General features: G+C 42.3%; 15 protein-coding genes. 5 read left to right on the top strand and 10 right to left on the bottom strand.

The annotated features are described in order from the left end of the window. Positions 1 to 232: 232 nt before the first annotated feature. The 7 genes from WS40_RS04125 to uvrB form a co-directional block, all read right to left on the bottom strand. Entirely contained in the window at positions 233 to 1,087 is an 855-nt protein-coding gene (locus tag WS40_RS04125; protein WP_046440409.1) for a DUF6291 domain-containing protein, read from the bottom strand. 448 nt (positions 1,088 to 1,535) lie between these two features. Further along, positions 1,536 to 1,880, bottom strand: a complete 345-nt coding sequence (gene rplS / locus WS40_RS04120; protein WP_022286692.1) for a 50S ribosomal protein L19 — start codon at positions 1,878 to 1,880, stop codon at positions 1,536 to 1,538. Between the two features lie 191 nt (positions 1,881 to 2,071). Next, positions 2,072 to 2,773 (bottom strand): TIGR03936 family radical SAM-associated protein, encoded by a 702-nt coding sequence (locus tag WS40_RS04115; protein WP_195220851.1) that lies wholly within the window; start codon positions 2,771 to 2,773, stop codon positions 2,072 to 2,074. Beyond that, complete coding sequence (locus tag WS40_RS04110) at positions 2,760 to 4,613, bottom strand: TIGR03960 family B12-binding radical SAM protein (protein ID WP_046440407.1); 1,854 nt, start codon at positions 4,611 to 4,613, stop codon at positions 2,760 to 2,762. Before WS40_RS04110 ends, WS40_RS04115 begins: the two co-directional genes overlap by 14 nt. Before the next feature lie 167 nt (positions 4,614 to 4,780). After that, positions 4,781 to 5,347, bottom strand: coding sequence for a peptidase M50 (locus tag WS40_RS04105; RefSeq protein WP_325208409.1), 567 nt, complete (start codon positions 5,345 to 5,347; stop codon positions 4,781 to 4,783). A 425-nt stretch (positions 5,348 to 5,772) separates the two neighbouring features. After that, complete coding sequence (gene uvrA, locus WS40_RS04100; RefSeq protein ID WP_046440404.1) at positions 5,773 to 8,595, bottom strand: excinuclease ABC subunit UvrA; 2,823 nt, start codon at positions 8,593 to 8,595, stop codon at positions 5,773 to 5,775. A 122-nt stretch (positions 8,596 to 8,717) separates the two neighbouring features. Then, the gene (gene uvrB / locus WS40_RS04095) at positions 8,718 to 10,688 is read right to left on the bottom strand and encodes an excinuclease ABC subunit UvrB (protein ID WP_046440402.1); all 1,971 of its coding nucleotides are present in this window, start codon (positions 10,686 to 10,688) and stop codon (positions 8,718 to 8,720) included. Between the two features lie 635 nt (positions 10,689 to 11,323). Between uvrB and WS40_RS04090 the strand changes: the two genes are divergently transcribed. The 5 genes from WS40_RS04090 to WS40_RS04070 all read left to right on the top strand — a co-directional run bounded on the left by WS40_RS04090 (position 11,324) and on the right by WS40_RS04070 (position 15,321). Further along, the gene (locus WS40_RS04090; RefSeq protein ID WP_022286686.1) at positions 11,324 to 11,740 is read left to right on the top strand and encodes a hypothetical protein; all 417 of its coding nucleotides are present in this window, start codon (positions 11,324 to 11,326) and stop codon (positions 11,738 to 11,740) included. An 8-nt stretch (positions 11,741 to 11,748) separates the two neighbouring features. Beyond that, positions 11,749 to 12,720 carry an RluA family pseudouridine synthase gene (locus WS40_RS04085; protein ID WP_046440399.1) on the top strand — a complete coding sequence of 324 codons (972 nt, stop codon included), beginning with the start codon at positions 11,749 to 11,751 and terminating at the stop codon, positions 12,718 to 12,720. Between the two features lie 206 nt (positions 12,721 to 12,926). Continuing rightward, on the top strand, positions 12,927 to 13,799 hold the full coding sequence (locus WS40_RS04080; RefSeq protein ID WP_046440397.1) for a PHP domain-containing protein: 873 nt from the start codon (positions 12,927 to 12,929) through the stop codon (positions 13,797 to 13,799). Between the two features lie 91 nt (positions 13,800 to 13,890). Then, on the top strand, positions 13,891 to 15,063 hold the full coding sequence (locus WS40_RS04075) for an NAD(P)-dependent malic enzyme (RefSeq protein ID WP_046440395.1): 1,173 nt from the start codon (positions 13,891 to 13,893) through the stop codon (positions 15,061 to 15,063). Between the two features lie 12 nt (positions 15,064 to 15,075). Beyond that, complete coding sequence (locus tag WS40_RS04070) at positions 15,076 to 15,321, top strand: TIGR03905 family TSCPD domain-containing protein (RefSeq protein ID WP_022286682.1); 246 nt, start codon at positions 15,076 to 15,078, stop codon at positions 15,319 to 15,321. Positions 15,322 to 15,434: 113 nt separating this feature from the next. Here the strand turns inward: WS40_RS04070 and WS40_RS04065 are convergent, their stop codons facing one another. The 3 genes from WS40_RS04065 to WS40_RS04055 are packed head-to-tail and all read right to left on the bottom strand — an operon-like array spanning position 15,435 to position 26,919. Next, positions 15,435 to 16,409: a hypothetical protein gene (locus WS40_RS04065; RefSeq protein WP_046440393.1), complete on the bottom strand. Its 975-nt coding sequence runs from the start codon at positions 16,407 to 16,409 to the stop codon at positions 15,435 to 15,437. Positions 16,410 to 16,441: 32 nt separating this feature from the next. Continuing rightward, complete coding sequence (locus WS40_RS04060; RefSeq protein ID WP_046440391.1) at positions 16,442 to 17,137, bottom strand: hypothetical protein; 696 nt, start codon at positions 17,135 to 17,137, stop codon at positions 16,442 to 16,444. Positions 17,138 to 17,163: 26 nt separating this feature from the next. Then, the gene (locus WS40_RS04055; RefSeq protein ID WP_046440390.1) at positions 17,164 to 26,919 is read right to left on the bottom strand and encodes a hypothetical protein; all 9,756 of its coding nucleotides are present in this window, start codon (positions 26,917 to 26,919) and stop codon (positions 17,164 to 17,166) included. Between the last annotated feature and the right edge of the window lie 11 nt (positions 26,920 to 26,930).

The raw sequence follows: 26,930 nt of genomic DNA, 5'->3' as shown, positions 1-26,930 counted from the left end.
AGGCACAATGGCAAAGTAGAGCGCAGTCACCGAGAAGATCACAACAAATTCTATTCGTGCCATAGGTTTTATTCCTGCGACGACTTAAACGTGCAGCTAGCTGCACGTTTAAGTCGAACAAACAACCGTCCTATGCGTCCCCTCAAATGGTTTTCGCCTATCGAATTTCTTAATGATAGTGTCCAATATGATTGACAAACCAACAGTGAGATAAATTTCTTTTTGATATTGCCTAAAAAAACTTTGACAGATCAAAATTCATGGCAAAGTCATCATACCACGACAGATCGCAGCCTTGTCTTTCTTTGGGCTTTGCCGCAGTCTTTCTCTTTGAATCATTGTCAAGCCAGCCTGAGATTATGCGGTATGGGTCTGTGCAGTGCCTGCCCTTGGTAAACAGCCATTGAGATAATTTAGATATATAGCTCTCTAAAGACAGACCGACAGACCGACACCTGCTTTCAAGCTCGTTATACTGCTCTGATGTGAGCATTATATTTTTGTGTGTGCCGAAAGACCTGACGACAGACTTCGCTGTCCCTGCGTCTTTCTTTTTCTCTTTATCTATAGCTTTATCTTTGTCTTTATCTATATCTTTATCTGTATCTTTGTCTATATCTATATCTGTATCTTTGTCTTTATCTATATCTATATCTTTATCAGCTTTTTTTGCTTTTTCTGAAAACCTTTTGGTTTGTGAAAAAGCTTTTGGTTTTTCTGCGGTATCATTTATACCCTGAGGTTTTTCTTCTGCATTATCTGCTGATGCAGCTGTCTGCTCAGCTTTTTCATCAGTATTCCCTGACTCATCAGACTTTTTAGGTCTGCCCCCCTTTTTACCGCACTCGCTCCTTTGAGCACACATCTCTTCCCATGCAATGCCGTCACGCTCGATAGCAGCCCTCATCATAAGAAACGCTATCTTTGCTCCGCCTGACAGCTTTGGTGTTTCTCCCCTCTTTGCATAAGCAAACAGCGCCATGACAAGCTCGCCTATCTCTTCGCTGCTGTCAAGCGCCTGAAAAATGTCCTCCCAGTCTTTGTAAAGCATGAAAGCTTTGTTGTCTGTGTGAAAATTCTTTGCCATTTTTATCGTCCTTTCTCTGTGAAGCAGAGGAAATTATCCCCCTCTACTTATCCAGAAAAAAGGGCGTTTTGTTGCATAAAAAATGCAACAATTGCAGAAATGTTGCCAAATTAAAATATAAATCATTTGTTTGCATAAATCGAATACCGACATTTTGTGCAATGTGACGGTGAAATGTCATGTGATTTTGCGGCAAGACAAACTATCCCAAATAATCTGTAGGGGCGAACAGTGTTCGCCCATGCTCAGAACTTGTACAAATTCAGAACTGTAGGGGACGACGCCCTACATGGTTTGTGAAAATATAACGAATGTACGAATATCATAAAATTGTCGGGCGATATATGCAGGCGAACGCTGTTCGCCCCTACCGTATATCGTGCGAACAACTCAGTCGTGGATATAAAAAAAAGAGCCGACCAAAGCCGACTCGTTTTTATAGAAAGAATTATCTGATAGCTTCCTTGACCTTAGCTGCCTTACCAACTCTGTCACGGAGATAATAGAGCTTAGCACGGCGAACCTTACCGCTGCGTACAACCTCTACCTTTTCAACTACAGGTGAATGAACAGGGAAAACTCTCTCGATTCCACAGCCGTGAGCTACTCTACGAACTGTGAATGTCTCGTGGATTCCACCGTGCTTCTTAGCGATAACTGTGCCCTCGAATACCTGGATTCTGGACTTGTCACCCTCTGTAATTCTTACGTGTACCTTTACTGTATCACCAACATTGATAACAGGTGCCTCGGATTTAAGGCTTGAATTAGAAATCTGCTTTAAAGCGTCCACTTTAAATTCCTCCTTAATATTTTCAGACATTCATTCGCTTTATGGCAGCTATCGCTGCAAAGCCAGAGGACTGCCCGCTTTAATGTCGTGCCTTTCGTTCAAAGGCGTGGCATTAACTCTCGTCGGAAGAACCGACGGTAATTCAAATGCTTTAATATTATACCACATCTCAAAACCTTTTGCAAGGATATTTATATAAAATTTTCGCCATTTGCCATGAGTATTTTTGTACGTTCTGTATAAATTTCCGATATTTCTATACCATAACGCTCACAGAACGTGTCTATGACTACGTTCACATTAAGATTGAAGGAGCTTCCACACGGCAGCTTTAATATCACCTCAAAGCTGTCCTCTAGCTCTTTGCTGTCAAGCACTGTGATATGTGGCTTTATATCCACAAGATTGATAGTCTTTTTCTTGGTTCGCTTTTCTATCTCTATCTTGTCAAGTGCTATGAACTTGCCGAAAAGCTCCGCCACTTCACGTACGCTCTTATCTGTTTTCAGCCTCACCACATACTCCGCCGCTGTAATGTCGGTATGCTTATGCTCAGGCTTTGAAACGCTCACTATCTCAAGCCCCACAGGCGTTTGTGCGTTCATTCGCTCCAAGACCTCGCCGTATGGGATATCCTCAGTGAGAGCAAAGTCCATTATCTCCACCCTGCTGTCAGTGCCAAGGGGCAATGCAAGTGGGAACATTATATACACATGAGGATTGAAACCCTGAGTGTGCCATATTGGCAGGTGCGCCCTTTTGAACACTCGCTGAAAGGCTCTCATGAGGTCAAGATGAGAAATGTATTTCGCCCTGCCTGTTTTTGAAAATACCGCTCTGTATTCAAATCTCTCCAAACGGAGATTTACATTCTTCGGCTCAGCGTTTGCCACAGTAAACACCTCCGTATTCGCATTTTATGCCACAGCCTGAACAGCCCTCTTTGCAGTTTCGTGTAGTCACTGCCTGATGTGCTTTCTTGTTCTCACGAACGAAAAACTCGTGGCTCACAAGATAATCAAGGTGCGACCACGGCGCTATCTCGTCATAAGAACGTCTGCGGTGAGCATAGAAGCTTGTATCAAGCCCGCACTCCTCAAATGCTTCCTGCCACTTGTCTGCCTTGAAATGCTCGTCCCAGCCGTCAAGATAGCAACCCTTTTTCCATGCGGTGTATATCGCCTTACCAAGACGTCTGTCACCTCTTGCAAGAACCGCTTCCAATATAGATGTATAGGATTGGTGAGTGCTAAGGCGTATCTTACGGCTTGTAAGACTTTTGAAAAGGTGTTCCTGTTTCTCTTTTATCTCCTCGGGAGTTGCCTGTGGCTCGAACTCGAACGGAGTAAAAGGCTTTGGTACGAATGTTGCAGTAGAAACTGATATCTGCACGCTCTTGCCACGCTTTTCTTTTGGTGTTTCGTAATAAAGGTCAAGGACTTTCTGCGCAAGCTTTGCGATACCCTCAACGTCCTCCAGCGTTTCCTCTGGCAGACCAAGCATGAAATAAAGCTTGACAGTGCTGTAACCGCCCTCAAAGGCAGTGCGGCAGGTACGCATTATCTCCTCTTCGGTGATGTTTTTGTTTATGACGTCACGAAGTCGTTGTGTGCCAGCTTCAGGAGCAAAGGTCAGACCGCTTTTTCTTACGGACTTTATTTTCTCCAAAAGCTCTTCACTGAAATTGTCTATTCGCAGCGAAGGCAGTGAAAGGTTTATCTGCTCGCCGTCGGTGTATTCCACAAGATTTTCCAAAAGCTTGTTTATCTCTGTGTAATCGCTCGTAGACAAAGACGACAAAGACACTTCCTCATAGCCCGTCTGCTCGCAAAGGGACTTAGTTTCGTTCTTTATGGTGTCGATGCTTTTCTCTCTGAACGGGCGGTAGATAAAGCCTGCCTGACAGAATCGACAGCCTCTTATGCACCCTCTCAGTACCTCAACCACCGCTCTGTCATGGACTATCTGAGTAAACGGCACAACAAAGCCCTCAGGGTAATATACCTTATCAAAATCCTTTATAACACGCTTTTTGACCCTAGCAGGTGCCTCAGGGACGTTTGGCGTGATAGACTTCACAGTACCGTCCTCATTGTAATCAACGTCATAGAAAGACGGAACATAAACACCCTCCAGCTTTGCGGCTTCTCTTAGAAACTCCTGCTTAGTAGGCTTCAAAGGCTTCATTCTCTCATAAAGTTCAAGAAGCTCAACGTTGACTTCCTCACCCTCGCCCAGTATGAACAGGTCGAAAAAGTCAGCCATAGGCTCAGGATTGCAGGCACACGGACCGCCTGCGATAACAAGTGGTGTAAGCTCAGTTCTGTCCTTAGCAAGCACCGGCAAACCTGCAAGGTCGAGCATTTCCAATACATTATTATAAGAAAGCTCATACATGAGCGTAAAGCCGATGAAGTCGAAATCCTTTATAGGGTCAAGGCTCTCCAGTGCGTAAAGAGGGATATCGTTCTCACGCATAAGCTTGTTGTAGTCCTCTTCAGGCATAAAGACACGCTCGCACCACCAATTTTCACGGGCGTTTTTCAGACCGTAAAGTATCTTCATGCCGAGGTGTGACATACCCACCTCGTAGGTATCAGGAAAGCAGAAGGCAAACCGCACGTCCACCTTATCCTTATCCTTTACAACGCTGCCCACCTCGCCGCCGATATACCTTGACGGACGCTGCACTTTAAGCAGCAACTTTTCTATTTTCTTTTTCAGTTCTTCCAAAGTTTTATCCTCCGATATTGAATGTCTGTACTATCTCACCGCACCCAGTAAAGCGAGAGCAATACACAAAGTGAGGTGAAACGGGCGAACACTGTTCGCCCCTACAGATACATAAGCATCTCATATCATTATACCAAAAATTTATTACAAAAGCAATAAGCAAAGTGTTAATATATGACTTCCGAGAGGACGATAAAGCAGAAAGTTGCGGCAAAAGAAACGCTCACAGTGCCGTGGAGTATCATATGTATCATAGCCACCGCTGAGAGTAGTATAAACACCGCTCTGAAAAACTCGCAGACCTTGCCATTGGTAAGCAAGGCGAGTATCCTGCCACCGTCAAAATAGCGAAATGGCAGTAGGTTTAGCGCACCAAGCAGAAAATTCACCTGGCAGAAAAAAACACCGCCATTTGTTAGATATGTTAGCAGGCAGAGGGCAAAATTTACTGCTGCACCACCGAAAAGCACAACAAGATCGTGGTATTTAGAAAGCTGTTTATTATCAGGAGTAATGCGGATACCGCCTCCATAGACAACAATTTCTTGCGGTGAGCTTCCGAAAACGGTCATGAGTACGAGGTGACCCAGTTCGTGGAGTGCGCAGCACATAAGCGTAACAAAGAGCATATCCGCCTGCGTACCTGAGCAGACAGACACAAGTGCGACGACGAAAAAGAAACTGAACGACACGCCGTAGGTGGTATTTTTTATCTTTATTTTAAACAAGTTCATCACCGAGATATTTATATTCGGTATTTGCTAAAATAATGTGTAGGGGCGAACACTGTTCGCCCGTCGAAGAAATAAACCCTGATTATTACGCTGTTTGGCAAACGTAAAAAACTCCCCTACAGTTCTGAATTTGTACAAGTTCTGAGCACGGGCGAACGCTGTTCGCCCCTACAGATTATTCAGGAAAGGTTCTACTGCCGCAAAATCGCTACGCTCTTTGCTGATGCTTTTATGATAACTGAAAAAGCGGTGCAAAGTTTTTTCTCTGACACCGCTTTGATTATTATTTAGTTTGGTAGTTTCATTTCTGCACCCCTCTGCACCATATAGCAGAACAAACAAAGTGCATACATTTACCTCGTACTGAAGAGCCACAAGGGTCAGCTATGCCAATTCCTCACTCCTCACTCCTCACTTAAAATTGCCTACAGCATCTTCCTCAAATACTGTCCCGTATAAGACCTGTCGCAAGCCGCAATTTCCTCAGGCGTTCCTGTGCAAACGATAGTTCCGCCGCCGTCACCGCCCTCAGGACCAAGGTCTATGATATGGTCTGCGGTCTTTATTACATCAAGATTATGTTCGATAACAAGCACTGTATTTCCTCCGTCTGCAAGCTTCTGCAATACCTCTATAAGCTTATGCACGTCAGCAGTATGAAGTCCTGTAGTCGGCTCGTCTAGGATATATATAGTTCTGCCTGTGGCTCTTTTTGAAAGCTCTGTTGCAAGCTTGACTCTCTGTGCTTCACCGCCTGAAAGCGTTGTAGCCGCCTGCCCTATCTTCACATATCCAAGACCAACTTCATACAGTGTTTCAAGCTTACGGCTTATTTTAGGGATAGCACTGAAAAACTCAACGCCCTCTTCCACTGTCATTTCAAGCACGTCATAGATGTTCTTGCCCTTATATCTAACTTCCAGCGTTTCACGGTTGTATCTCATACCACCGCAGACTTCGCATGGCACATACACGTCAGGCAAAAAGTGCATTTCTATCTTGATTATTCCGTCGCCCTCGCAGGCTTCACATCTTCCGCCTTTGACGTTGAATGAGAAACGTCCTGCACCGTAGCCTTTCATCTTTGCATCAGCGGTCTGAGCGAAAAGTTCTCTGATATCAGTGAAAACGCCTGTATAGGTGGCAGGATTAGACCTTGGCGTTCTGCCGATAGGCGACTGGTCGATATCTATTACCTTATCAAGATGCTCTATCCCCTGCATTTCCTTGAATGCTCCAGAGCGTATCTTCGCACGGTTTAATCTGCCCGCAAGCTCCTTATAGATTATCTCGTTCACAAGCGATGATTTGCCTGAGCCTGACACACCTGTTACGCAGGTGAAAGTGCCAAGAGGTATCTCAACATCTATGTTTTTCAGATTGTTCTGTGTTGCACCGATGACTTTCAGATACTTGCCGTTGCCCTGTCTGCGTGTTTCAGGGACAGGTATTTTCTTTGCACCGCTGAGATACTGTCCTGTGATAGAACGCTTGCACTTCATTATATCGTCAACAGTTCCTGCGCAGACTATCTCGCCGCCGTGAATGCCTGCTCCTGGTCCAACGTCAACCACGAAATCTGCCGCACGCATGGTGTCCTCGTCATGCTCTACCACTATGAGAGTGTTGCCAAGGTCACGAAGCCTTTTTAAGGTTGCGATAAGCTTATCATTGTCACGCTGGTGCAGACCGATAGACGGCTCGTCAAGGATATACAGCACGCCCACAAGTGATGAGCCTATCTGCGTTGCAAGCCTTATACGCTGGCTCTCACCGCCTGAGAGTGTGCCTGCGGAACGTGACAGGGTGAGATATTCAAGTCCAACGCTTTTGAGAAAGCCAAGGCGTGACTTTATCTCTTTTATTATCTGCTCACCGATAAGCTTGTCACGGTCGCTTATCTCAAGGTTTTCGAAAAATTCAAGGGCTTTTGCAACCGATTTGTGACAAAGCTCTGCGATATTTATTCCGCCAACTGTAACGCTCAGGCTTTCTTTTTTCAGCCTTTCACCATGGCAGGCAGGACACTTCTCATCGCTCATATAAGCTTCTATATCAGCCTTTGCCCAATCGCTGTTGGATTCCTTGTAACGCCTTTCAAGGTTTGGTATAACGCCCTCAAATTCTGCCTGATAGTCAGCCTTATAGAACTTATTGCCACGCTTTAGGTGAAGCTTCTGACCCTGCGTGCCGTAAAGGAAAATGTCTATAGCGTCCTTGTCGAGATTTTTCACAGGCTCGTCAAGGGATATGCCGTAGGTCTCAGAAATTGCGTTGAAATACATCATGGCGATAGAGCCTTCTTCAAGGCTGTTCCAGCCACTGGCTTTGATTGCGCCTTGCCTTATGGAAAGATCTTTGTTAGGAATAATAAGCTCAGGGTCTATCTTCTTGAACACGCCCAGACCAGTACACTTTTCGCAAGCACCGAAAGGATTGTTGAACGAGAACATTCTCGGAGTCAGCTCGTCGATAGAAACACCATGCTCAGGGCAGGCGTAATTCTGTGAGAAAAGCATTTCCTCTCCGCCGATAACGTCAACTCCTACAAGTCCCCCTGTAAGCGATGAAACAGTTTCGATACTGTCGGTAAGACGGGACTTTATGCCCTCTTTGATAACAAGTCGGTCAACGACTATCTCGATAGTATGCTTTTTATTTTTCTCTATTTTTATCTCTTCCGAAAGGTCATAGGTTATGCCGTCGATACGCACTCTCACATAGCCCGACTTTCTTGCACGGTCAAGCTCTTTTGTATGCTCGCCCTTACGACCTCTGATGATAGGAGCTAAAAGCTGAATCTTTGTACCCTCGTCAAGCTCCATTATCTTATCCACGATCTGATCCACTGTCTGCTGACATATCTCTCTTCCGCAGACAGGACAGTGTGGCACGCCTATACGGGCGTAAAGCAGTCTGAGATAGTCGTATATCTCGGTGACTGTTCCAACAGTTGAACGTGGGTTTTTGGAGGTAGTCTTTTGATCTATGGATATAGCAGGGGAAAGCCCCTCTATGCTGTCAACATCAGGCTTATCCATTTGACCCAAAAACATTCTCGCATAAGATGACAGCGACTCAACATAACGTCTTTGTCCGTCAGCGTATATGGTATCGAATGCAAGAGAAGATTTACCCGAACCCGAAAGGCCTGTCATAACAACAAGCTTATCTCTCGGTATGGTAACATCAACATTTTTGAGATTATGCTCTCTTGCACCTTTTATAACTATCTCGTTAATTGGCATTGGTATTCTTTACTCTCCTTTTGGTATTGAAAAATCACATATTGGTATGCAGGCGGGCGAACGGTGTTCACCCCTACACACGTTTTGTGGGGGTATATCCGTTTTATGTTTCGCAAGGCTTTTTATTTCTTCTCGCCCTTTAACTCCGCAATTTTATCACGCAAGAATGCGGCGTGCTCAAATTCAAGCAGCTTTGCCGCCTCTTTCATTTCCTTTGTGAGCTTTTCTATGAGCTTTGCAGTTTCCTGCTTTGAAAGCTTTGTTTTCTGCCTTGCCTCGTATTCCACCTCTTCCTTGGTGGATATCTCTATTACATCTCTTATATCCTTGACGATAGTTTTCGGAACTATGCCGTGCTCTTCGTTGAACTTCATCTGTATTGCACGACGGCGCTCAGTTTCGGTGATAGCCTTTTCCATTGAGCGTGTCACGGTGTCGGCATACATTATTACCTTGCCCTCAGCGTTTCGAGCGGCTCTGCCTATGGTCTGTATAAGTGCGCTTTCAGAACGCAGAAAGCCCTCTTTATCAGCGTCAAGTATAGCCACAAGAGTTACCTCAGGCAGGTCAAGACCCTCACGCAAAAGATTGATACCAACAAGCACATCGAACTCGCCCAGACGCAGGTCACGGATTATTTCCATACGCTCGATAGTGTCGATATCGTGGTGCATATATCTCACCTTTACGTCAAAGCTCTTGAGATAATTTGTGAGATCCTCAGCCATTTTCTTTGTGAGAGTAGTAACAAGCACACGCTGATTTTTAGCTGTGCGCATATTTATCTCGCTGAGCAAGTCCTCTATCTGACCCTCAGTCGGCTTTACGATTATCTCAGGGTCAAGCAGACCTGTCGGTCTTATTACCTGCTCAACTATCTGCTGTGACCTTTCCTGCTCGATAGGTCCAGGGGTAGCGGACACGAACACCGCCTGATTAATATGAGAATAGAACTCATCAAAGGTCAGCGGTCTGTTATCCATTGCTGACGGCAGTCTGAAACCGTAGTCAACAAGGGTCTGCTTTCTTGCCCTGTCGCCTGCATACATACCTCTTACCTGCGGCAGAGAAACGTGTGACTCGTCCACGAAAAGCACAAAATCCTCAGGCAGAAAGTCAAGCAAAGTGAATGGCGTAGAGCCTGCGGGACGTCTTGCAAGCACACGGGAATAGTTCTCGATACCGCTGCAAAAGCCTATCTCCTCCAACATCTCAATATCATAGTTGGTACGCTGTGCGATACGCTGAGCTTCGATAAGCATATCGTTGTCTTTGAAATACTTGATACGCTCGTCAAGCTCCTGCTTAATCTCTTCGATAGCGTCGTGCATTTTATCACGGCTGACAATATAATGGGAAGCAGGGAAAATTGCAGCGTGAGCAAGTGAGCAAAGTACCTCACCGGTCACTACGTTTATTTCAGTGATACGGTCTATCTCATCGCCGAAGAACTCCACTCTTATGGCAGTGTCTGTAGAATTTGCAGGAAATATCTCCACCACATCTCCCCTGACACGAAACTTGTTTCTCACAAAATTTATATCGTTTCGCTCATACTGGATACCCACAAGGTCAGCGATAAGCCTGTCACGGGATTTCTCCATACCACGACGTATAGACACCACCATGGACTTATATTCCTCAGGGTCACCGAGGGAGTAGATACAAGAAACGCTGGCAACGATAATAACGTCGCGGCGTTCAGCAATAGCGGAGGTAGCGGAATGTCTGAGCTTATCTATCTCGTCATTAACGGAGCTGTCCTTTTCGATATAAACGTCCTTGCTAGGCACATAGGCTTCAGGCTGATAATAGTCATAGTAGGACACGAAATATTCCACGGCATTGTTCGGAAAAAACTCCTTGAACTCAGAGCAAAGCTGAGCGGCAAGTATCTTATTATGGGCAAGCACGAGCGTTGGACGGTTTATCCTAGCAATAACGTTCGCCATAGTAAAGGTCTTGCCGGAACCAGTAACGCCCATAAGCGTTTGTTCTCTCATACCGCTTTCGATACCCTTTACTAAAGCGTCCACTGCCTCAGGCTGGTCGCCCGATAGCTTATAATCTGAAACAAGCTGAAACTTATCCATAAATGCCTCCTCAATCGAACAGTTGTTTTAATCATTATATTACAATTATTTTTAATTGTAAAGGCTTTTTTATCAATATTTTTTGAATTTGCGTATATGTACGATTTTTCGGACTGGTATTGTTACTCAACCTGCGGTATCAGCTCGATGTATGTGTAGGGGCGAACACCATTCGCCCGTCGAAGAAACAAACCCACGGTAACAACAAGGTTCGGCAGCAAAAAATTCTCCCCGACAATTCTGAATTTACAGCAAATCCTGAACACGGGCGAACGCTGTTCGCCCGTCGAAGAAACAAACCCACGGTAACAACATTTTGATATAGAAACAAAATTATCCCACCGCACCCCTACAATTCAGAATTTACAGCAAATCCTGAGCACGGGCGAACACTGTTCGCCCCTACAGATTGTTCTGGAGAGGTTCTTCTGCCGCAAAATCGCTACGCTCGATGCTTGTCCACATCTCTGTTCAGCTTTGCCCATTCCTCACTCCTCTCTCCTCATTCCTCATTCCTCATTCCTCATTTCTCACTCCTCATTCCTCATTCCTCACTTAATACCGCTCCCCCCCTTGCATTCTCCCACACTTTAGGTTATAATATCACTATAGTAATAATTTCAGGAGGACGTAACATGAATAGATCATATGACGAATACAACTACACCCTCTCAAAGCGTGAACTGGAAGAGCTTAAATTCTTATTCATCTCTGATGATGTGGACTACAACGACACTGACAGCAACGGGCTTACTTTCCTGCTCACTGCTATCGAAAGTGCTGACTTTGTTGAGCAGGACGGTGTTCTCAAGCCCGACAAACGCAGCGTTGATTTCATCAAATGGCTCATCGCTCAAGGCTCAGATGTGAACTTCCCTGCTGACAAAAAGCCTTTACAATATGCTATCAAATGTGAAGAGGAAATATCTCGCCGTAAAGGCAAAGCCTGTGATATGTCAGAAATTCTTCTGCTTCTCCGTGAAAGCGGTGCTGACAGCACGGGTCTTGACGAGCTTATTGACGGAGGATTCTCCGCTCGTGTGAAGCTCTGAGGTATAGCATGAGAGAATTTATAATAAATCAGAATGACGCAGGTCAGCGTGTTGACAAGTTTCTCACAAAGGCTGTGCCGAAGCTGCCTAAAAATCTGCTGTACAAATATCTGCGCCTAAAGCGTATCAAGGTCAACGGCAAACGCTGTGAGATATCCACACGGCTTGCTTGCGGTGACGTTATGCAGCTTTACATCAATGACGAATTTTTCGAGGGCGAAGTTGCTGACAGACCTGCTTTTCTCAGTGCGCCAACGTCTTTGAATATTATTTACGAGGACGAGAATATTATCCTCTGCGACAAAAAGTGCGGACTTGTGGTGCACGAGGACGAAAGCGGCTCGGCGGACACACTCATAAACAGGATACAGCACTATCTTTATGAAAAGGGCGAATACCGTCCTGAGGAGGAGCTGTCTTTTGCTCCTGCCCTTTGCAACAGGATCGACCGCAACACCGGGGGAATCGTCATATGTGCGAAAAATGCTGAAAGTTTGCGTGTGCTTAATCAGAAAGTTAAAGACAGAGAACTTGAAAAGCTTTATCTTTGTGTGACATTGGGCATACCAAAGGAAAAGTCTGCTCGGCTCACGGCTTATCATCAAAAGGACGAGGCGACAAAAACTGTCAAGGTATCTGACAAAAAGTTTCAGGGCAGCCGCACCATGATAACCTCTTATCGTGTGCTTGCGGAAAACAAGGCTGATGACCTTGCACTTCTCGAAGTTGACCTCATCACAGGCAGGACGCATCAGATAAGGGCGCATCTTGCTCACATTGGCTATCCACTTCTCGGTGACGGCAAATACGGAATAAATAAAGTCAACCGTGCATACAATGTGAAAACGCAGGCACTTTATTCGTACAAGCTTACATTCAAATTCACCACTGACGCAGGTATACTTGAATATCTAAACGGCAAGAGCTTTCAGGTTAAAAACGTATGGTTTTGCGAAAAATTCTTCGGATATAAGCTCTGATATTTCGTTAAATCGCACTATTTCGACACTGTAGATTTGTCATATACGACAAAATAATATAATTTTCGTGCAAATTTTGTGTAAATTGTTCAAAAGTGCTTGCAAATGTATATAAAATATGTTATAATTATTTAGTCAAATTTAACGACTGTACTATATATACAGAAAATGACAGATATATTTTATAGATTTGGAGGAACAAAGGTATGACAGGAGATCTGCATTGTCACACAACACTGTCTGACGGCTCGCTTGGTATAGAAGAGGTCATTGTTCAGGCAAAAAGAATGGGACTTGACTTTCTTGCGATAACAGACCATGATACTCTTTCATCATCAAACAGAGCGCAAATACTTGGCGAACGTTATGGGGTCAAGGTCATTCCTGCGGTAGAGCTTTCCGCATGGGACAAGAAGCGCAATTCAAAAGTACACATTCTGTGCTATGCACCGCAGAAGCCAGACAGGCTGGAAGGTCTTTGCCTGAAGTCATGCCAGATAAGAAAAGACTGTGCAAAGGAAATGATAGAAAAGGTAATGGCAAGATATCCTATCCCTGCCGATGCTGTACTGCACTACACGAAAAGTTCAAAGAGCATTTTTAAACAGCATATCATGAGAGCATTAGTGAATTACGGCTATGCCACTGAGCTTTACGGCTCTGTGAACGACAAGCTTTTTGCATATCCAAACGGCGAATGTCTTGTGACCCGTGAATATCCTGACGTAAACTTTGTGCTTGACCTTATACACTCCGCAAAGGGCGTGGCAGTAATGGCACACCCTGTTATGTTCAACAACACCGAACTGCTACTTGAGCTTATCGAGGCAGGCAAACTTGACGGAATTGAAGCTTATCATTACTCTGCTACTCCAACTCAACAGCAGAAGCTTGTGGATATCGCAAAGGAACATGACCTGATAGTGACTGGTGGCTCTGACTTCCACGGTCTGTATAATGAGACTATGACACATATCGGAAGCATGACCACTGACAAGGAAAATCTTGATAAGCTGTTCAAGCTCATTCATATAAATTCACAAAAAGCTAACAAAGCGGCTGTGAAAACGGAGAAATAATATGGTATAATAAAGGGACATTATCATGCGGTAATGTTCCTTTAATGCGTAACAAAGCCTAGTTTGGCTGTAATAGAGAGGACTGTATAAAATGAACGTAATGGAAGAATCCCTACAGAAACACAGAGAATGGAAAGGCAAGATAGAGGTCTGCTCAAGAGCAAAGGTAAACAATGCAAAAGACCTGACGCTGGCTTACACACCTGGCGTTTCTCAGCCTTGCCTTGAGATACAGAAAGATCCTGACCTTTCATATGAGCTTACAAGACGTGCAAATCTTGTGGCTGTTATCACAGACGGCTCTGCTGTGCTTGGTCTTGGCAATATTGGCGGTCTGGCAGGTATGCCTGTTATGGAGGGCAAGTGTGCACTTTTCAAGGAGTTCGCAGACGTTGACGCTTTTCCACTTTGCATAAAGTCCAATGACGTTGACGAAATAGTAAACACTATCGCCATGATATCAGACAGCTTCGGTGGTATAAATCTTGAAGATATCGCCGCTCCAAGATGCTTTGAGATAGAGGCTAAGCTTAAAGAAAAAGTTGATATTCCTGTTTTCCATGACGATCAGCACGGAACTGCTATCGTTGTTGGTGCGGCACTTATGAACGCCTGCAAGGTAGCAAACAAGAAGATAGAGGATATTACACTTGTTATAAACGGCGCAGGTGCAGCCGGCTGTGCTATAGGAAAGCTTTTGCTTTCTCTTGGTATCGGCAACCTTATCATGGTAGACCGTGAGGGCATAATCTGCGAGGGCGATGATTATCTTAACGAGGCTCACGCTGAAATGGCTAAGGTCACAAACAAGAACAAGCTCCATGGCTCTCTTGCCGACGCACTCAAGGGTGCAGACGCTTTCGTAGGTGTTTCCAAGCCAAAGCTTGTGACCGCTGACATGGTTAAATCCATGAATGATAAGCCTATACTTTTCGCAATGGCTAACCCGACTCCTGAGATAATGCCTGACGAAGCAAAGGCGGCAGGTGCGTTTATCGTTGGCACAGGACGTTCAGACTTCCCTAACCAGATAAACAACGTTATCGCTTTCCCTGGAATTTTCAAGGGGGCACTTGCAGTAAGGGCTTCTGACATCAACGAGGAAATGAAAATGGCTGCCGCAAAGGCTATCGCAGGCTGTGTGCCTGAGGACAAGCTCAGTGCGGAATTTATTCTGCCGAACTCTTTTGACAGGTCAGTACCGGTCGCTGTGGCTGAGGCTGTGGCAAAGGCTGCAAGAGAAACAGGCGTAGCAAGAATTTAGGAGGTTTTTCAAATGGCAACGATAAGCTACACTCCAAAGGGAGTATGTTCAAGAAAAATAGATATCGAAGTAGAGGACGGTATCGTAAAGAAAGTGCATTTCACAGGTGGCTGTAATGGCAACACACAGGGTGTATCAAAGCTTGTTGAGGGCATGAAGGTTCAAGACGTTATTGACAGACTTGAGGGTATCGACTGCAACGGACGTGGCACATCATGTCCTGCTCAGCTTGCTGAGGCTTTGAAGTCTGCACTCTAAGCTTTCGTACTTGGACATTATACGGATATAAAAAAACGGGCGAACACTGTTCGCCCCTACAGAAAAAATACACGGACTGCATTTTGTGTGCAGTCCGTTTTTTTGTACATATTCTAATTTTCTGTCGCTGTGCTTTGAGTGAAACTCATTGAAACAAATCCCGTACCAGTCACCGTAATATCGGTATGATTACCGTCAGACCACTGCTCTGCACTGTTAATGCCGTTCGTTCGATAAAACTGAATGTCATATTGATTTTTTTCAGCAGAATTGACTTTTAAAGTGGCAGTGGCTATGCCAGAACTGTCCTTTGAAATAGTCAGATCATAAGTATTCTTAAACCATGGGCTGATATCAACATAGTTCGTATTCCAAGTCAGGGTGACAGTACCCTCGCCACTGCCTGACAGGCGGTAGTTGAAGCCGTCAAGATCTTTAGTCGAGGTAGCATTGTCGATGAATGTGCCTGTCCATGTTGCTGATGTGTTATTATTTATATAGATAACGCCAAGCTTTGCGGAGAGCGGTTTCAACTCTGCCTGATTTGTAGGAGTGGCTGTCACTCTCATGTATATGTCAGACTTTGTGAGCTGTGACTTATCAAAAGTCAGCACAAATTCATGCTTGTTGAAATCGTCAGCCATAAGTTTAAGAAGTGAAAACTCTATTTTTGAATTGCTTCCAAAAGTCTTTTTTTCACCGTTATATTCAACTGAGTATTTTGCAGTTTCTTCTCCGGTAACGACATTTCCGTTGCTGTCCACAAGCTCGACTGTCAAAGTGTATGTGATATCCTTGTCATTATGCTTTATCAATGTTTGCGGATAGTTGCACACATTGACTGTCACACAAGGCGAGTTTTCCATACTGCTAAAAGTTATCGTCCTTGGAAGATCATTTTCATCTGTTGTAAGATAATTAGATGAAAACAGCATACCAGCTCCCTTTTGTGTGGACACAACTCGCTTTACACTTGAAACGCTGGTATAAGCCGCCAGGACGCCAATAGTACTGAGTGCGGCTGCCACAAAAGCTATCCATATTGCAAGCCACGATCTTTTAAGCTTTTTTATAAATTTGTCTTTCATAACAGCCACCCTCCTCTCTATTTTGTGATTTATTACTTTCTCTGAACTGTCAGGTAGACCATATCAGTTTCTTTATTGTTTTGGACGTTTTTATTCCATTTTACTCTTATTATAAAATAATCGCAAAACGGATCTTTATTGTCAATTACCGTCAGTGTATCCGATTGCCAATAAAGTGCTTCGGAATTTTTCTGAACATTGCCGTAGCTGTCATAAGACTTTTCGTGAAGTGTGCTGTTAGCAAGTATCTCCGAACCTTGCTGATTGAGATAATGTCCCGAGATCTTATTGCCGTCTATTTTGTAATAAAACGTTTTATTCTCTTCATCAGAAACATAAACGACAGCTTCTGATTTTTCAGTTTCACTGACGCTTTTCGCACGGTATATCTCATACTCAAAAGGGATATTCGTTGTATGTGCAAGCTGTATTTGATATTGTTGCACGTCTGCCCCGCCTATGCCGAAAACAAAGTCTTTATAACTGCCGTTCTCAACGTCTATATCTGCCATTTCAAGATTTGCCACAGATTCTTTGTTTCCTGCGGTGATATAAAGCTGAGTAGGGGCATTTATTTTTGTTGTAAGAGCAATAGAACGTTTGTGAGTAAACCACGCATAAACAGGCAGTGCCACAAGCAGTACCACCGAGATGGATACTGCTATGACTAGCTGGAGCTTCTTCTTTTTTTCTAATTTTCTGAATTTTCCAAAAATGCTTTTTGTCATGATTTTCTCCTGAAAATGCCTGCTTATTATGAATTTATAAAGCCTGTTTCTATTTTTGCGTTTGTGTAAACAACATAGTCGCTTGAGGTAGTTCCATTAACAACTGAGTTGTTGTCATTAAGCAATACTGCGGTAAGCTCAACTCTGTAGTTCGCATAGGTAAGTCCCTGCTCCTCAAAAGCCTTGCCTGTTTTTACTGTAAATTTCGTAACGGCTGTGTTTTGTTCTTCCCCATTATAGTCAGTGGTAAAAACGCACTCCTTGCCATTCAGACCGCTGCTTGATGTGGCGTTTTCCAAAGTAAAGCTACTGAGGTATTTGCTAATATCGTTTGTCTGCTTATAATCGCCACTATTGTCTTTAACATACAACCTCATTGTATACTGTATTTTTTTGCCACTGTCCTTTGTTGATCGGCTCAAAGCAGACAGATCATAGATAGCATTTGCTGTTATTGCCATTTCTTCTGTAGTCATATCTTTGGCATTGATACCAAGCTGCGAAAATGGTGAATCCTTCGACTCAAGAACCGTTGACTCTGCAACGTTATAGTTTAGCTGTGCCACCGTCATTGCCTTTCTATAGTAGCGTCTGGCAGGCATAACTCCACTTGCAGAGATAGAGCTGTTCTCAATATTGTTCTGGCTATATGCAACATAAGACGCCGCATTTACTCCTATACCGGTTTTTGTATCCCCGTCCTTACGCTCAGGAAACTGATCTATGATCCCTGCAGTACCATAAGTTAAGCTGATATCAGCCTTGACAGTTATAGAACCATTTGTGTCACTATTGATATAATCGTAGACCGAATCGGGATACATCAGCATATAGCTGTCTTTAGCTTCTGAAAGTGTCTCAGTCTTGCTTATTTTTGCGTTTGATAACTCTGTGTCTGAACTGTTTAAAATGCTGTAATCAACATTCACCGAAGTTCCTGCAATGATCTTTGCATTAGCTCCCGCATCGTTTTCATCAAAGTTCTTCATAGAGAATTTAAACGCCTGATACATATTGAAATCGTCACTCTTATAGCCATTAAATGTATCTCTAAGGCTCCGATCAATGCTTATCTTTGACGTCATTGTCGCACGGACAAAATTATTTGACGCTGTTATCTCCTCTGGGTCATGAGCCGTCACACTTACTAGCTGTGTAAAAAAGTTTGCAATAACATATGCGCCAGTGTCATTATTTGTCACTTGGACAAGGTTTGTAGGAATATTGCCATTGAGCTTTCTTGGCTTATTACCGCTATAATAATTCACAAAGTTCTTGATGACTTTTTTTGTGCTTCCCGTTTCCGGAATATTGATAGTGAGATAATAGTTCTCGCTTATTATCATTTCGTCATTATCATTTTTTGGTGTATCACTATTCGCTGAAACAGTTATCTTATAAGTGCCTGTTTCAGCCTCCCCAGCAGGTCTATAATACTTGCCGTCGCTTGTTTTTACAGTAGCTGTAGCTTCATCATCTGCCTCAACAAGTGTTCCGTCAGATGATTCTTTAGCTGTTACCGACGCATATCTTAACAGTACATCATTCATTGTAACCGGTTTAAAGCCACTTATATTTGTCAAGTCAAGCTCACCAGTTGTTTTATTAAACTTAGCATCACTTGCGGTAGAATGATAAGTCTTGTCATTGTTATTTGCATCAACAAGAGTTAGCTTTGTATCATCGGTAAGCACACCACTGTCAGTGGCACTATCACCAATAAGATAAAGCTTTTTATCAAAGCTCCAAAGCAGACTGTCACCGTTATTGAGCATTTTTTCCCATTCGTTAGCGGATTTGTAATAGGAATATTTAAAATAAGTAGTAACAGGTGCATCAAAGCTCTCAAAAGCAAGCTTTGTTTTATCCGTATAGTGAGAATGGTTATAGTCTGTGCCTGAGATAACGTAAGATTGGAAGCTGAAATCAAGCACCTTTCTTACAAAAACAGGAATATGAAGTCTAAGAGCAGTTTTGCCACTTCCCGTTGGGTCGATATAATCAAGAGTAATGACAGTAAATCTGTTTGTGCCGTCATTGTCATACTGACCGTCTGTGACCTTGAAATATCCTGTCTTGCTGTTAAACGTAAGAGTGCTTTTGTCTGATTTTTTCAAAACATCGTTATCATACACATAAGTCGCTGTGCTTACATTCATAAGATCTGTTGTTTTCAGCTTATTTGAACTGCTGTCGCAAACATCACAATTTGTCAGAACTGAGATATACTTTGCGAGCATTTGTGTGATATTCAACGATGAGTTATCATCTATAAGCAAAACTGGAAGATCGTTCAGCTCCTGAACATCAAGCTCAGAGGCCTGACGAAATGTTGTAAGCTTTGAATTAGCCAGATCCTCTGCATATGTCTTTATAGTACTGTTTATGCCATAGGATTTTTTGGCTGTGCCATTCGTATAAGAAGCAGCGTCACTGATGATAGTCTGCATATTTCCGCCAACAAGATCGCCTGCGAAAGTCTTACCGCCGACAGGAACGCTTGGGTTTATATTGACATAAGGTGAATAGATATCAACGTGTGTCCTGCTTCCCTCGCCGATATTTTGAGTATTATTCTGAACGCCGTTATAGTCAGTATGAACTGCGGTAAAGTTGGTAGGTATCTGTGAAGCATTATACTGTATATCAGGTAAACAATCCGTGTTATTTACCGATACTCCAATAAATTTAGATGATAGACTTTTATCATAGTTCCAACCTATCAAGTTAGAAACAGATACGCTGTTGTTGCCTCTTACATAGCCTAATTTATTTATGAGAATATCATAAGCATATGTGCTTCCACGGTCATTATGACCGATCACACCGCCTGCACCTGCACCATTGGACTTATCTTCTGCTGACAGAGTAACATTGTTGACTTCACAATCAGATATCTTCAGATCACCATTAGCTTTTATACCAACATAACCTCCGATACCTGCATCACCAGTTTTAGCGGTTGGTATACCTATCGTTGCATTTTTTACAGCAGACTTTGATATAGTCACAGCCGCATTCTGTGTGCCGACCATTCCGCCTGAACTTGTATAGCCATAAACACCGCAAGCTGATGTTTCAGATGTTCCTCCATAGTAACAGTCATTGATAGACAACTGGTTTTTGTTTATTCCAACGAATCCACCGGCATTACTACCATAAACATCGACGCTGACGCTTGTGTTTGTTATTGTGCAGGCTCCGTTAGACAGTCCTATAAGACCGCCCTCGTTCATTGTCTGGGTTGCAAGGGGTTTATTGTCTTTTTTTGAACCGATAAAGCTATCTTCATTATAGGCTGTAAGCTGAACATTGCTTATTGTCGTTTTGATATTTGCAGAACCTGCGATTCCACCTACGCCAAACCAAGTTTTTGTGCCTTTATCAAGATTAGCAAATTCAACTTTATTAATTTTTATATTAGAATTATTAACAGCGAATTCGCTGCCTTTCTGAGAATTTCCCACAAGACCGCCTGTTTCAAATCCGCCATACACATAAACGCCACTGTTTTCAGACTTAACGTTACTTATATTGATATCATTTGTTGACTTTCCTATAAGTCCTCCCACAGTATATGCGCCATATATTTCAAGATCGGTCAATGTTATTCCGCTAAACGTGCAAGAACTCTGTACTCCGCCAACAATACCACCTGTAGAAAGGTCTTCATTAACATACGATTGTCCATCGTAGTTATACGTCTTAACGCTGATCTTGCCGGAAAGCTTAAGGTTATTTACAGTTAAAGCATACGTTGAACAGTTTATCAATCCAACTCCTTTTACGGAGGCAAATGCGGTACGATATTTATAGTTATCCATATCTTGGATTTCAATAGTGTTACCGCCATTGTTATCTGTTATTTTCACAGCATAGGCTTTTATATCTGTATCGAGCTTTATAGTCTGATTATTTCCCTGGATAGTTGTCAAAGACAAAGTATAATCACATTTAATGTCGCCAAGGTTACTATCCTTTGCATCAAACAACTGATTTATACCACGAAAACCGGTTCCGGTGAGGTCATAGGTTTTATTTCCTGTGAGATTAACAGTAAAGTTCTTATTTAATTCGTGTGCCCACTTTGCTTCATAAAGACCTTGTTCACTTGGCTTTGTATATTTTTTTAGCATTACAGAATTTTTCTTTTCAAATTCCCTGCTTGTAGCCTTTTCAAGTCTTTGATAATCTGAGATCGCAGTTTTGTAATCTGTATCATCAGAAGTCAATGTAGCTGTGCCAACTTTTGAATAGTCTGCATTTCGAGTAAAAGTATAGTGACCATAGCCGCAAGTATTTTTATTACGGTCTGTATATCCCATACCGGACTGTGATATGATAGACAGCATAAACAACGCCTGTGCATTAGGCACTTCAATGGTATTGGTCGTGCCGGCAATAACATTTAATTTCTCATCATCACTTAGCTCACTATTAAACTGCGTGATGAGATAATTTTTCCTGCCATTGTTAAGGTTAGTTGACTTACCAAACGTTGTTCCCTCTTCGATAGCAAAGCCGTTTACAACTCTGCCTATATATGGATTGATAAAAAGATTGGTATATACGTCTTCACCCACTGCCTCAGTATTGCTGGTTGTAAGCGCACTATCTTTGGCAACGTTGTCCATATTTCTGAAAATAACGCCGCCGTAAACTATGGCGCCAACATATCCGCCTGCAGTAATGAGATGTTGTTTGCTGTTATCGTTATTTGCAAATTTTATATTAGGATTTGTTACCTTGACATTATCAATGATATTATCTCCACCGAACACAACGCCCATAACACCGCCATAATACTCCGTCTTTTTGGTACTATAGTTTAATTTATTATTATTGTTTTTTGAAAGCGTTACTTCATTGGTATATACTATATTGATATCTTTTACAACACTTCCGCTGCTGAACCTGATGAGAGGGCTTGCAGAATTATTGGTGATAGTTGGATATGTTCCGTCGGATCTCTGCTGTCCAACAATAACGCCCCTGAAAACGAAACTGTTTGATGTTCCGCCAAGACCTGCAAAAGAACTGCCGAGAACTATATCATCATTTATCTTGTAATAAGCCTCGCAAAGATATTTGATCATGTTATCTTTTGAAACTTTTTCCTTTCCGCTTACGAAATTGCCTGTTTCATCATAAGTATAAGTTTTATGATTAGTGCCTTTGCAAAAAGCACTATTAGCATTAACAGTCGATTTATCGGCAGAAACATTTGCATTATAGTTTACTTCCCAGCCATTTGTAGGTGCGGCTGTACTGATAACTCGTGCGACCTCTGCAAGTGTGGAAGCGTCAAGGATATATGGATCAGAGTATGTTCCGCAACCCTCGTCAAGATAAGGTCGCTCAAGGTTTACGTCTATCTCATCATAGTTTTGGGTGGTATCATACGATTTAGCAACATATGGCTTGTAACTAGCAAAGCTATATTCCTCTGTTGCGTTATTTTTGACAGAGGAAGTATACCTGTCATCTTTACTCCAATCGCCATGATACTTATTCTGCCTGCTCACATTATCTACACGATTCTTTATGGTGTCAGACACTTCTTTTCCGTAGGTTACATTATGCTTAATATTGCCAGCTGAGTCTGTACCCCAATCGTCATCCCATTTATAGTTGTATATTGCAGAAGAGCCTGCACCGTCAGAATGCTGAAAGCTTTCAAGCAAAGTAGCATTTTTGAAAATTGAATTTTCATTACTTGCGTCAAGCTTGATATTTGAGAAAGTCAGAGATATATTTTGACCCTTTTCGCTTCCTACATTGCCTATAAGGCTTGTTGCAGCATAATTCTGATCGCCTTTATCATATTTAGCAGTAGTCCTACTGTGTTTTTTCTGTGACACATTCTGTATAGTGATCTCTGTCATGTTGCCTATCTTATTTATAAGCAAAGGGGCATAGTCGCTTATTGTTTCACCGTCATTCACATACAGATCATCAAGAACGATACTGCCGGTAATTTTGACAGATTTTTTTGTAGTATTGGTGTCGTCAGCAACCGAGCCGCAAACCAACGCACCTGAACCACCATTCACCTTACCAATATTTCCCTTAAAGGTCAGTTTACCACTTATGGTAACAGCTCCATTTTCATTTCTGAAAAGTCCGCATTGCATCATGTAATGTTGTGTACGAGAATCATCGTTTTTACTAGGATTAACACTATCATTACCATTCGTATGACGAGGCTGGTTATTATTTAACACTTTTTCAGACATATTAAAGCCTTTATTGTCAAAAATAATAGTTGAACTTGAACTAATAGTTAGGTTATTCGTATCAACAGGATAATAAGAATATCTACGCAAATCTATTGTTTCATCTTTAGGGAAACCAGGGTCATTATCACAAATATATTTTTTTATGTTTGACGCCGCAAAAACTCTTGCACTCCATACAGTAGCTTTAGCTCCGCCTGTTTCATTAACATAATTTGTCCTGTATACATCAAGATTATAATAATACCTTGCACTTGGATTTGATTTCCAATCAGTGGTGTTGCTTTTGTCTTTTTTAGTCTGATTCTGATAAGTATTGCACTTCTTTCCGTCCGTATAGAGTAATCGCTCTCCGCTATCTGTAACAGCAGGAATAGAAATTATGGCGTTCTGACCTGATACAGGGTTTGCAGCATCACCATAAATACTTGATCTAGTTATTTCATCAAAATATTCACATTTGCTCAAACTGAGTTCTGTACTGTCATCTATAACATAGCCTTTATCACCTATTCCAGTCAGTTCAAAATATGTTGCATCTGAACCACAAATAGCTTTATTATAATTAATTGCATTCATATAATCAAAACCATATGAATCATAGCTTCTTCCAAATAGTGTTCCTGAAAGCATACCAAATCTAAAGCAACGGCTATTAGAAATTTTAACATCATTTGCGAAATGGATAGTTTTAACATTCCAATATCCTGTTGTTGAAAGAACGAGACCTCCAAGCTCATAACTACTAGCATTTAATTTAGAATTCGATATTTTCAAATCAGAAAGCGTAACCTTGACCCTATACCAGTTATGTCCCAAAAAGCCACCACTTGTGCTTCCTGTTTTATTTACATTGGTTGTAATTGTCAAACCATTGATGTCTACTTTTTTTATATCTATTTTATTACAAATCGTTGTATTCGTTTTCAATCCTTTGTCATCAACTGCTTTAACTTCAGCAATAAGTCCGCCTACTCTTGCATTAGAGCCTGTATGTTTATCCTCAATTGAGCCATTGACCGTTACTTCATCAAAAACGATTTTTTTTGTAATTTCAGTTTTTGCTCCATCAACAATTCCAATAACTCCGCCCAAAACAGTGCAGTCATTTGCTTTTGTACTGTTATATTTAAGGGTGACATTAAGAGTACAGTTATTGAATGAAATGTCGGTTGTTGCACTAGCAACATCGGTAACACACCCCACAAGACCGCCAACAAAGTTTGTAAAATCTCCACTTGGAGATGCGGTCACATTGGCGGTCACGCTGTCAATAGTCAAAGCTCCGCTGTTGTATGCAGATATAGAACCAATATAACAAGCATCACCGCCAGAAACATTATCACCGACAATATTAAAGTTTGAAACAAGCATTAAATTGCTTATTTTTGCACCGCTTGTCTTTGCAAAAAGTCCGTTGTGAGTATGGAAAACTATTTTATCATTTTCTGTTCCCACTGTCATGGTAAGTTCATGACTATTGCCATTCAGAGTGCCTGTGAATGTATCCTCACCATTATCACGCATAAAGCCGGTTAGACCTGTGTCGCTTATATCAACATCTGCACTAAGGCTGATATTTGCCGCAAGCATATCTGCCCTGCTAGCACCGCTATACTTAACAAAATCATTGCTATCATGCTGCATTATCAAAGCCGCACGGGCAAAATCTGCCCTATTGCTTATGGTTATATTATTATTAGGAAATCCATTTATTGTAACAGTATGCCCTGATCCATCATAAGACAGAACACCGTCAGCACTCTCAAGCAGATCGGAATTGTTAAGGCGAAGCACTCCGCCCCAATCCATATCGTCTATGACTTTTGAAGATGTCCTTGTAAATGACCAGCCGCTTAAGCTATAGATCAAAGCATTGCCTCTATTTCCTACTATCTGACATCCGTTTTTGTTAGGGTCTTTAGGATAAAAGCCTGAAAGGTTTGTTTCACCGCCAAGCCTTACAACGCCATTTTTATTAAATTTGCCAACAATACCACCTACGCTCTGGTTTGCAGAAACATCAGCTGCTGTAACTGTGACTTTGCCGCCAACATTAATAAAAGCCTGATCTGCATAGCCCACAAGTCCGCCATAATTATTTTGTGATGATGTGGAATTTTTGATACTTATAGTGGTATTCTTGATGCTTACATAAGCCTTGCTGTTATCACCTATCTTACCAATAAGGCCGCCAAAATCAAGGGCATTGCATGAGCCAGTCACATTTACAGTGATATCACTTAGTGCTAGTTCAGAGCTAAGAGCATTAGCAGAATATCTTCCGACAATACCACCATAAAAGCCTGCCCTGACAGTGCCATTAAAGTTTGAAATAATAGTATCATTAGCGGTGCCCGTGATACTAATTTTTGCACTATCTGCGCTGTTTGTCAGCAGTCCGAAAACAGAACCAACAGCCGCACTGTCAGCGGTATCTCCTGATGAACAAGCAAGTGCCATTTTAATGCCACTGAATTTTGAAATGTCAAATGTCTTTTCATTGGCTTTACTGTATGCATAAGAGCCGAAAAGACCGCCCGCAGTTACAGAGCCTGTAACGCTTCCGGTCATGGTAAGGGTGATACCTTCGCCAACATTTATTTCTGCATTCTCTGCACTGCCCACAAGTCCGCCTGCGTTGTTTGCGGATACATTTACACCTGTCAAGGTGTCGCACTTGTCGATGTTCAGTGTTGCACCAGCACTCATTTTTCCGACAAATACACCTGCGCTCGATTTGCCAGAAACGTCAAGCGAACTACTTGACAAGCTTACAGCAAGACTTGTGTTTTCGTCCATAGTGCCACAAGCAAGGCCTGCATTATCCCCGCCTGATACTTCCACCTGGACACCATTACTTAGAGTGATATCCAGATCGACATTTGCTCCATTTTTCATATTGCCTATAACAGACGTGAAGGATTTATAAATTGTAGCACCTGAATCATCTACAGGATCAGCTTTTATTTTCCACTTATTAGCTGAAGCCACATCACCGTGTATAACATTCTCAGCAAGCAAAGCTGAATTTTTTTCTTCCGGTCTGACAAAAATAATAGTATCTAAATTTGCACTGTCACTAAGATATTCAAACAGAGCAAAATTAATAGGAAGATTAATAGCTGAACCCTCATTTGCTTTGACTGTTCCCATGAAAGGATATTCTTCATTGCCAAGTCCTTTTTCTATTCCTGTAAAATCAGAAGCCTTAAACTGAGATTGGTTGTTTGAAAACAATATTGTGATTTTCTGATAGTCAGCAGGATCTGCATTAAGAAGCTTTTTAAAATCGTCTGCATTCTGTATGGTATAAACGCCATTTTTGATATCATTAGAAATGTCAGTATATGTATCTGCCGCCATAGCCGTAATAGCATTGGTGACAGTTGATACCATTTTAGACACAACACCTGAAATGTCTGCAAGAGGCATACTCGTGACAAGCAATACGGCAGCGGTAACTAAAGAAATAACATTCTTGCGATACTTGCTGTAAAGCTTGTGGCATATTCTATTAATTTTCTGATTTCTATTAGCTTTCACTTTCAACTGCC

Source organism: Ruminococcus sp. N15.MGS-57, assembly GCF_000980385.1.
Lineage (GTDB): Bacteria > Bacillota > Clostridia > Oscillospirales > Ruminococcaceae > Hominimerdicola > Hominimerdicola aceti.
Note: the sequence above shows the minus strand (reverse complement) of the source record. Positions and strands in the feature narration are given on the sequence as shown.

Excerpts from the sequence above, each read along its gene's own strand:
- WS40_RS04070 (WP_022286682.1), top strand. The coding sequence starts at position 15,076 with ATGGCAACGATAAGCTACACTCCAAAGGGAGTATGTTCAAGAAAAATA.
- uvrA (WP_046440404.1), bottom strand. The coding sequence starts at position 8,595 with ATGCCAATTAACGAGATAGTTATAAAAGGTGCAAGAGAGCATAATCTC.
- WS40_RS04075 (WP_046440395.1), top strand. The coding sequence starts at position 13,891 with ATGAACGTAATGGAAGAATCCCTACAGAAACACAGAGAATGGAAAGGC.
- WS40_RS04125 (WP_046440409.1), bottom strand. The coding sequence starts at position 1,087 with ATGGCAAAGAATTTTCACACAGACAACAAAGCTTTCATGCTTTACAAA.
- WS40_RS04065 (WP_046440393.1), bottom strand. The coding sequence starts at position 16,409 with ATGAAAGACAAATTTATAAAAAAGCTTAAAAGATCGTGGCTTGCAATA.
- WS40_RS04090 (WP_022286686.1), top strand. The coding sequence starts at position 11,324 with ATGAATAGATCATATGACGAATACAACTACACCCTCTCAAAGCGTGAA.
- WS40_RS04085 (WP_046440399.1), top strand. The coding sequence starts at position 11,749 with ATGAGAGAATTTATAATAAATCAGAATGACGCAGGTCAGCGTGTTGAC.
- WS40_RS04105 (WP_325208409.1), bottom strand. The coding sequence starts at position 5,347 with ATGAACTTGTTTAAAATAAAGATAAAAAATACCACCTACGGCGTGTCG.
- uvrB (WP_046440402.1), bottom strand. The coding sequence starts at position 10,688 with ATGGATAAGTTTCAGCTTGTTTCAGATTATAAGCTATCGGGCGACCAG.
- WS40_RS04060 (WP_046440391.1), bottom strand. The coding sequence starts at position 17,137 with ATGACAAAAAGCATTTTTGGAAAATTCAGAAAATTAGAAAAAAAGAAG.
- WS40_RS04080 (WP_046440397.1), top strand. The coding sequence starts at position 12,927 with ATGACAGGAGATCTGCATTGTCACACAACACTGTCTGACGGCTCGCTT.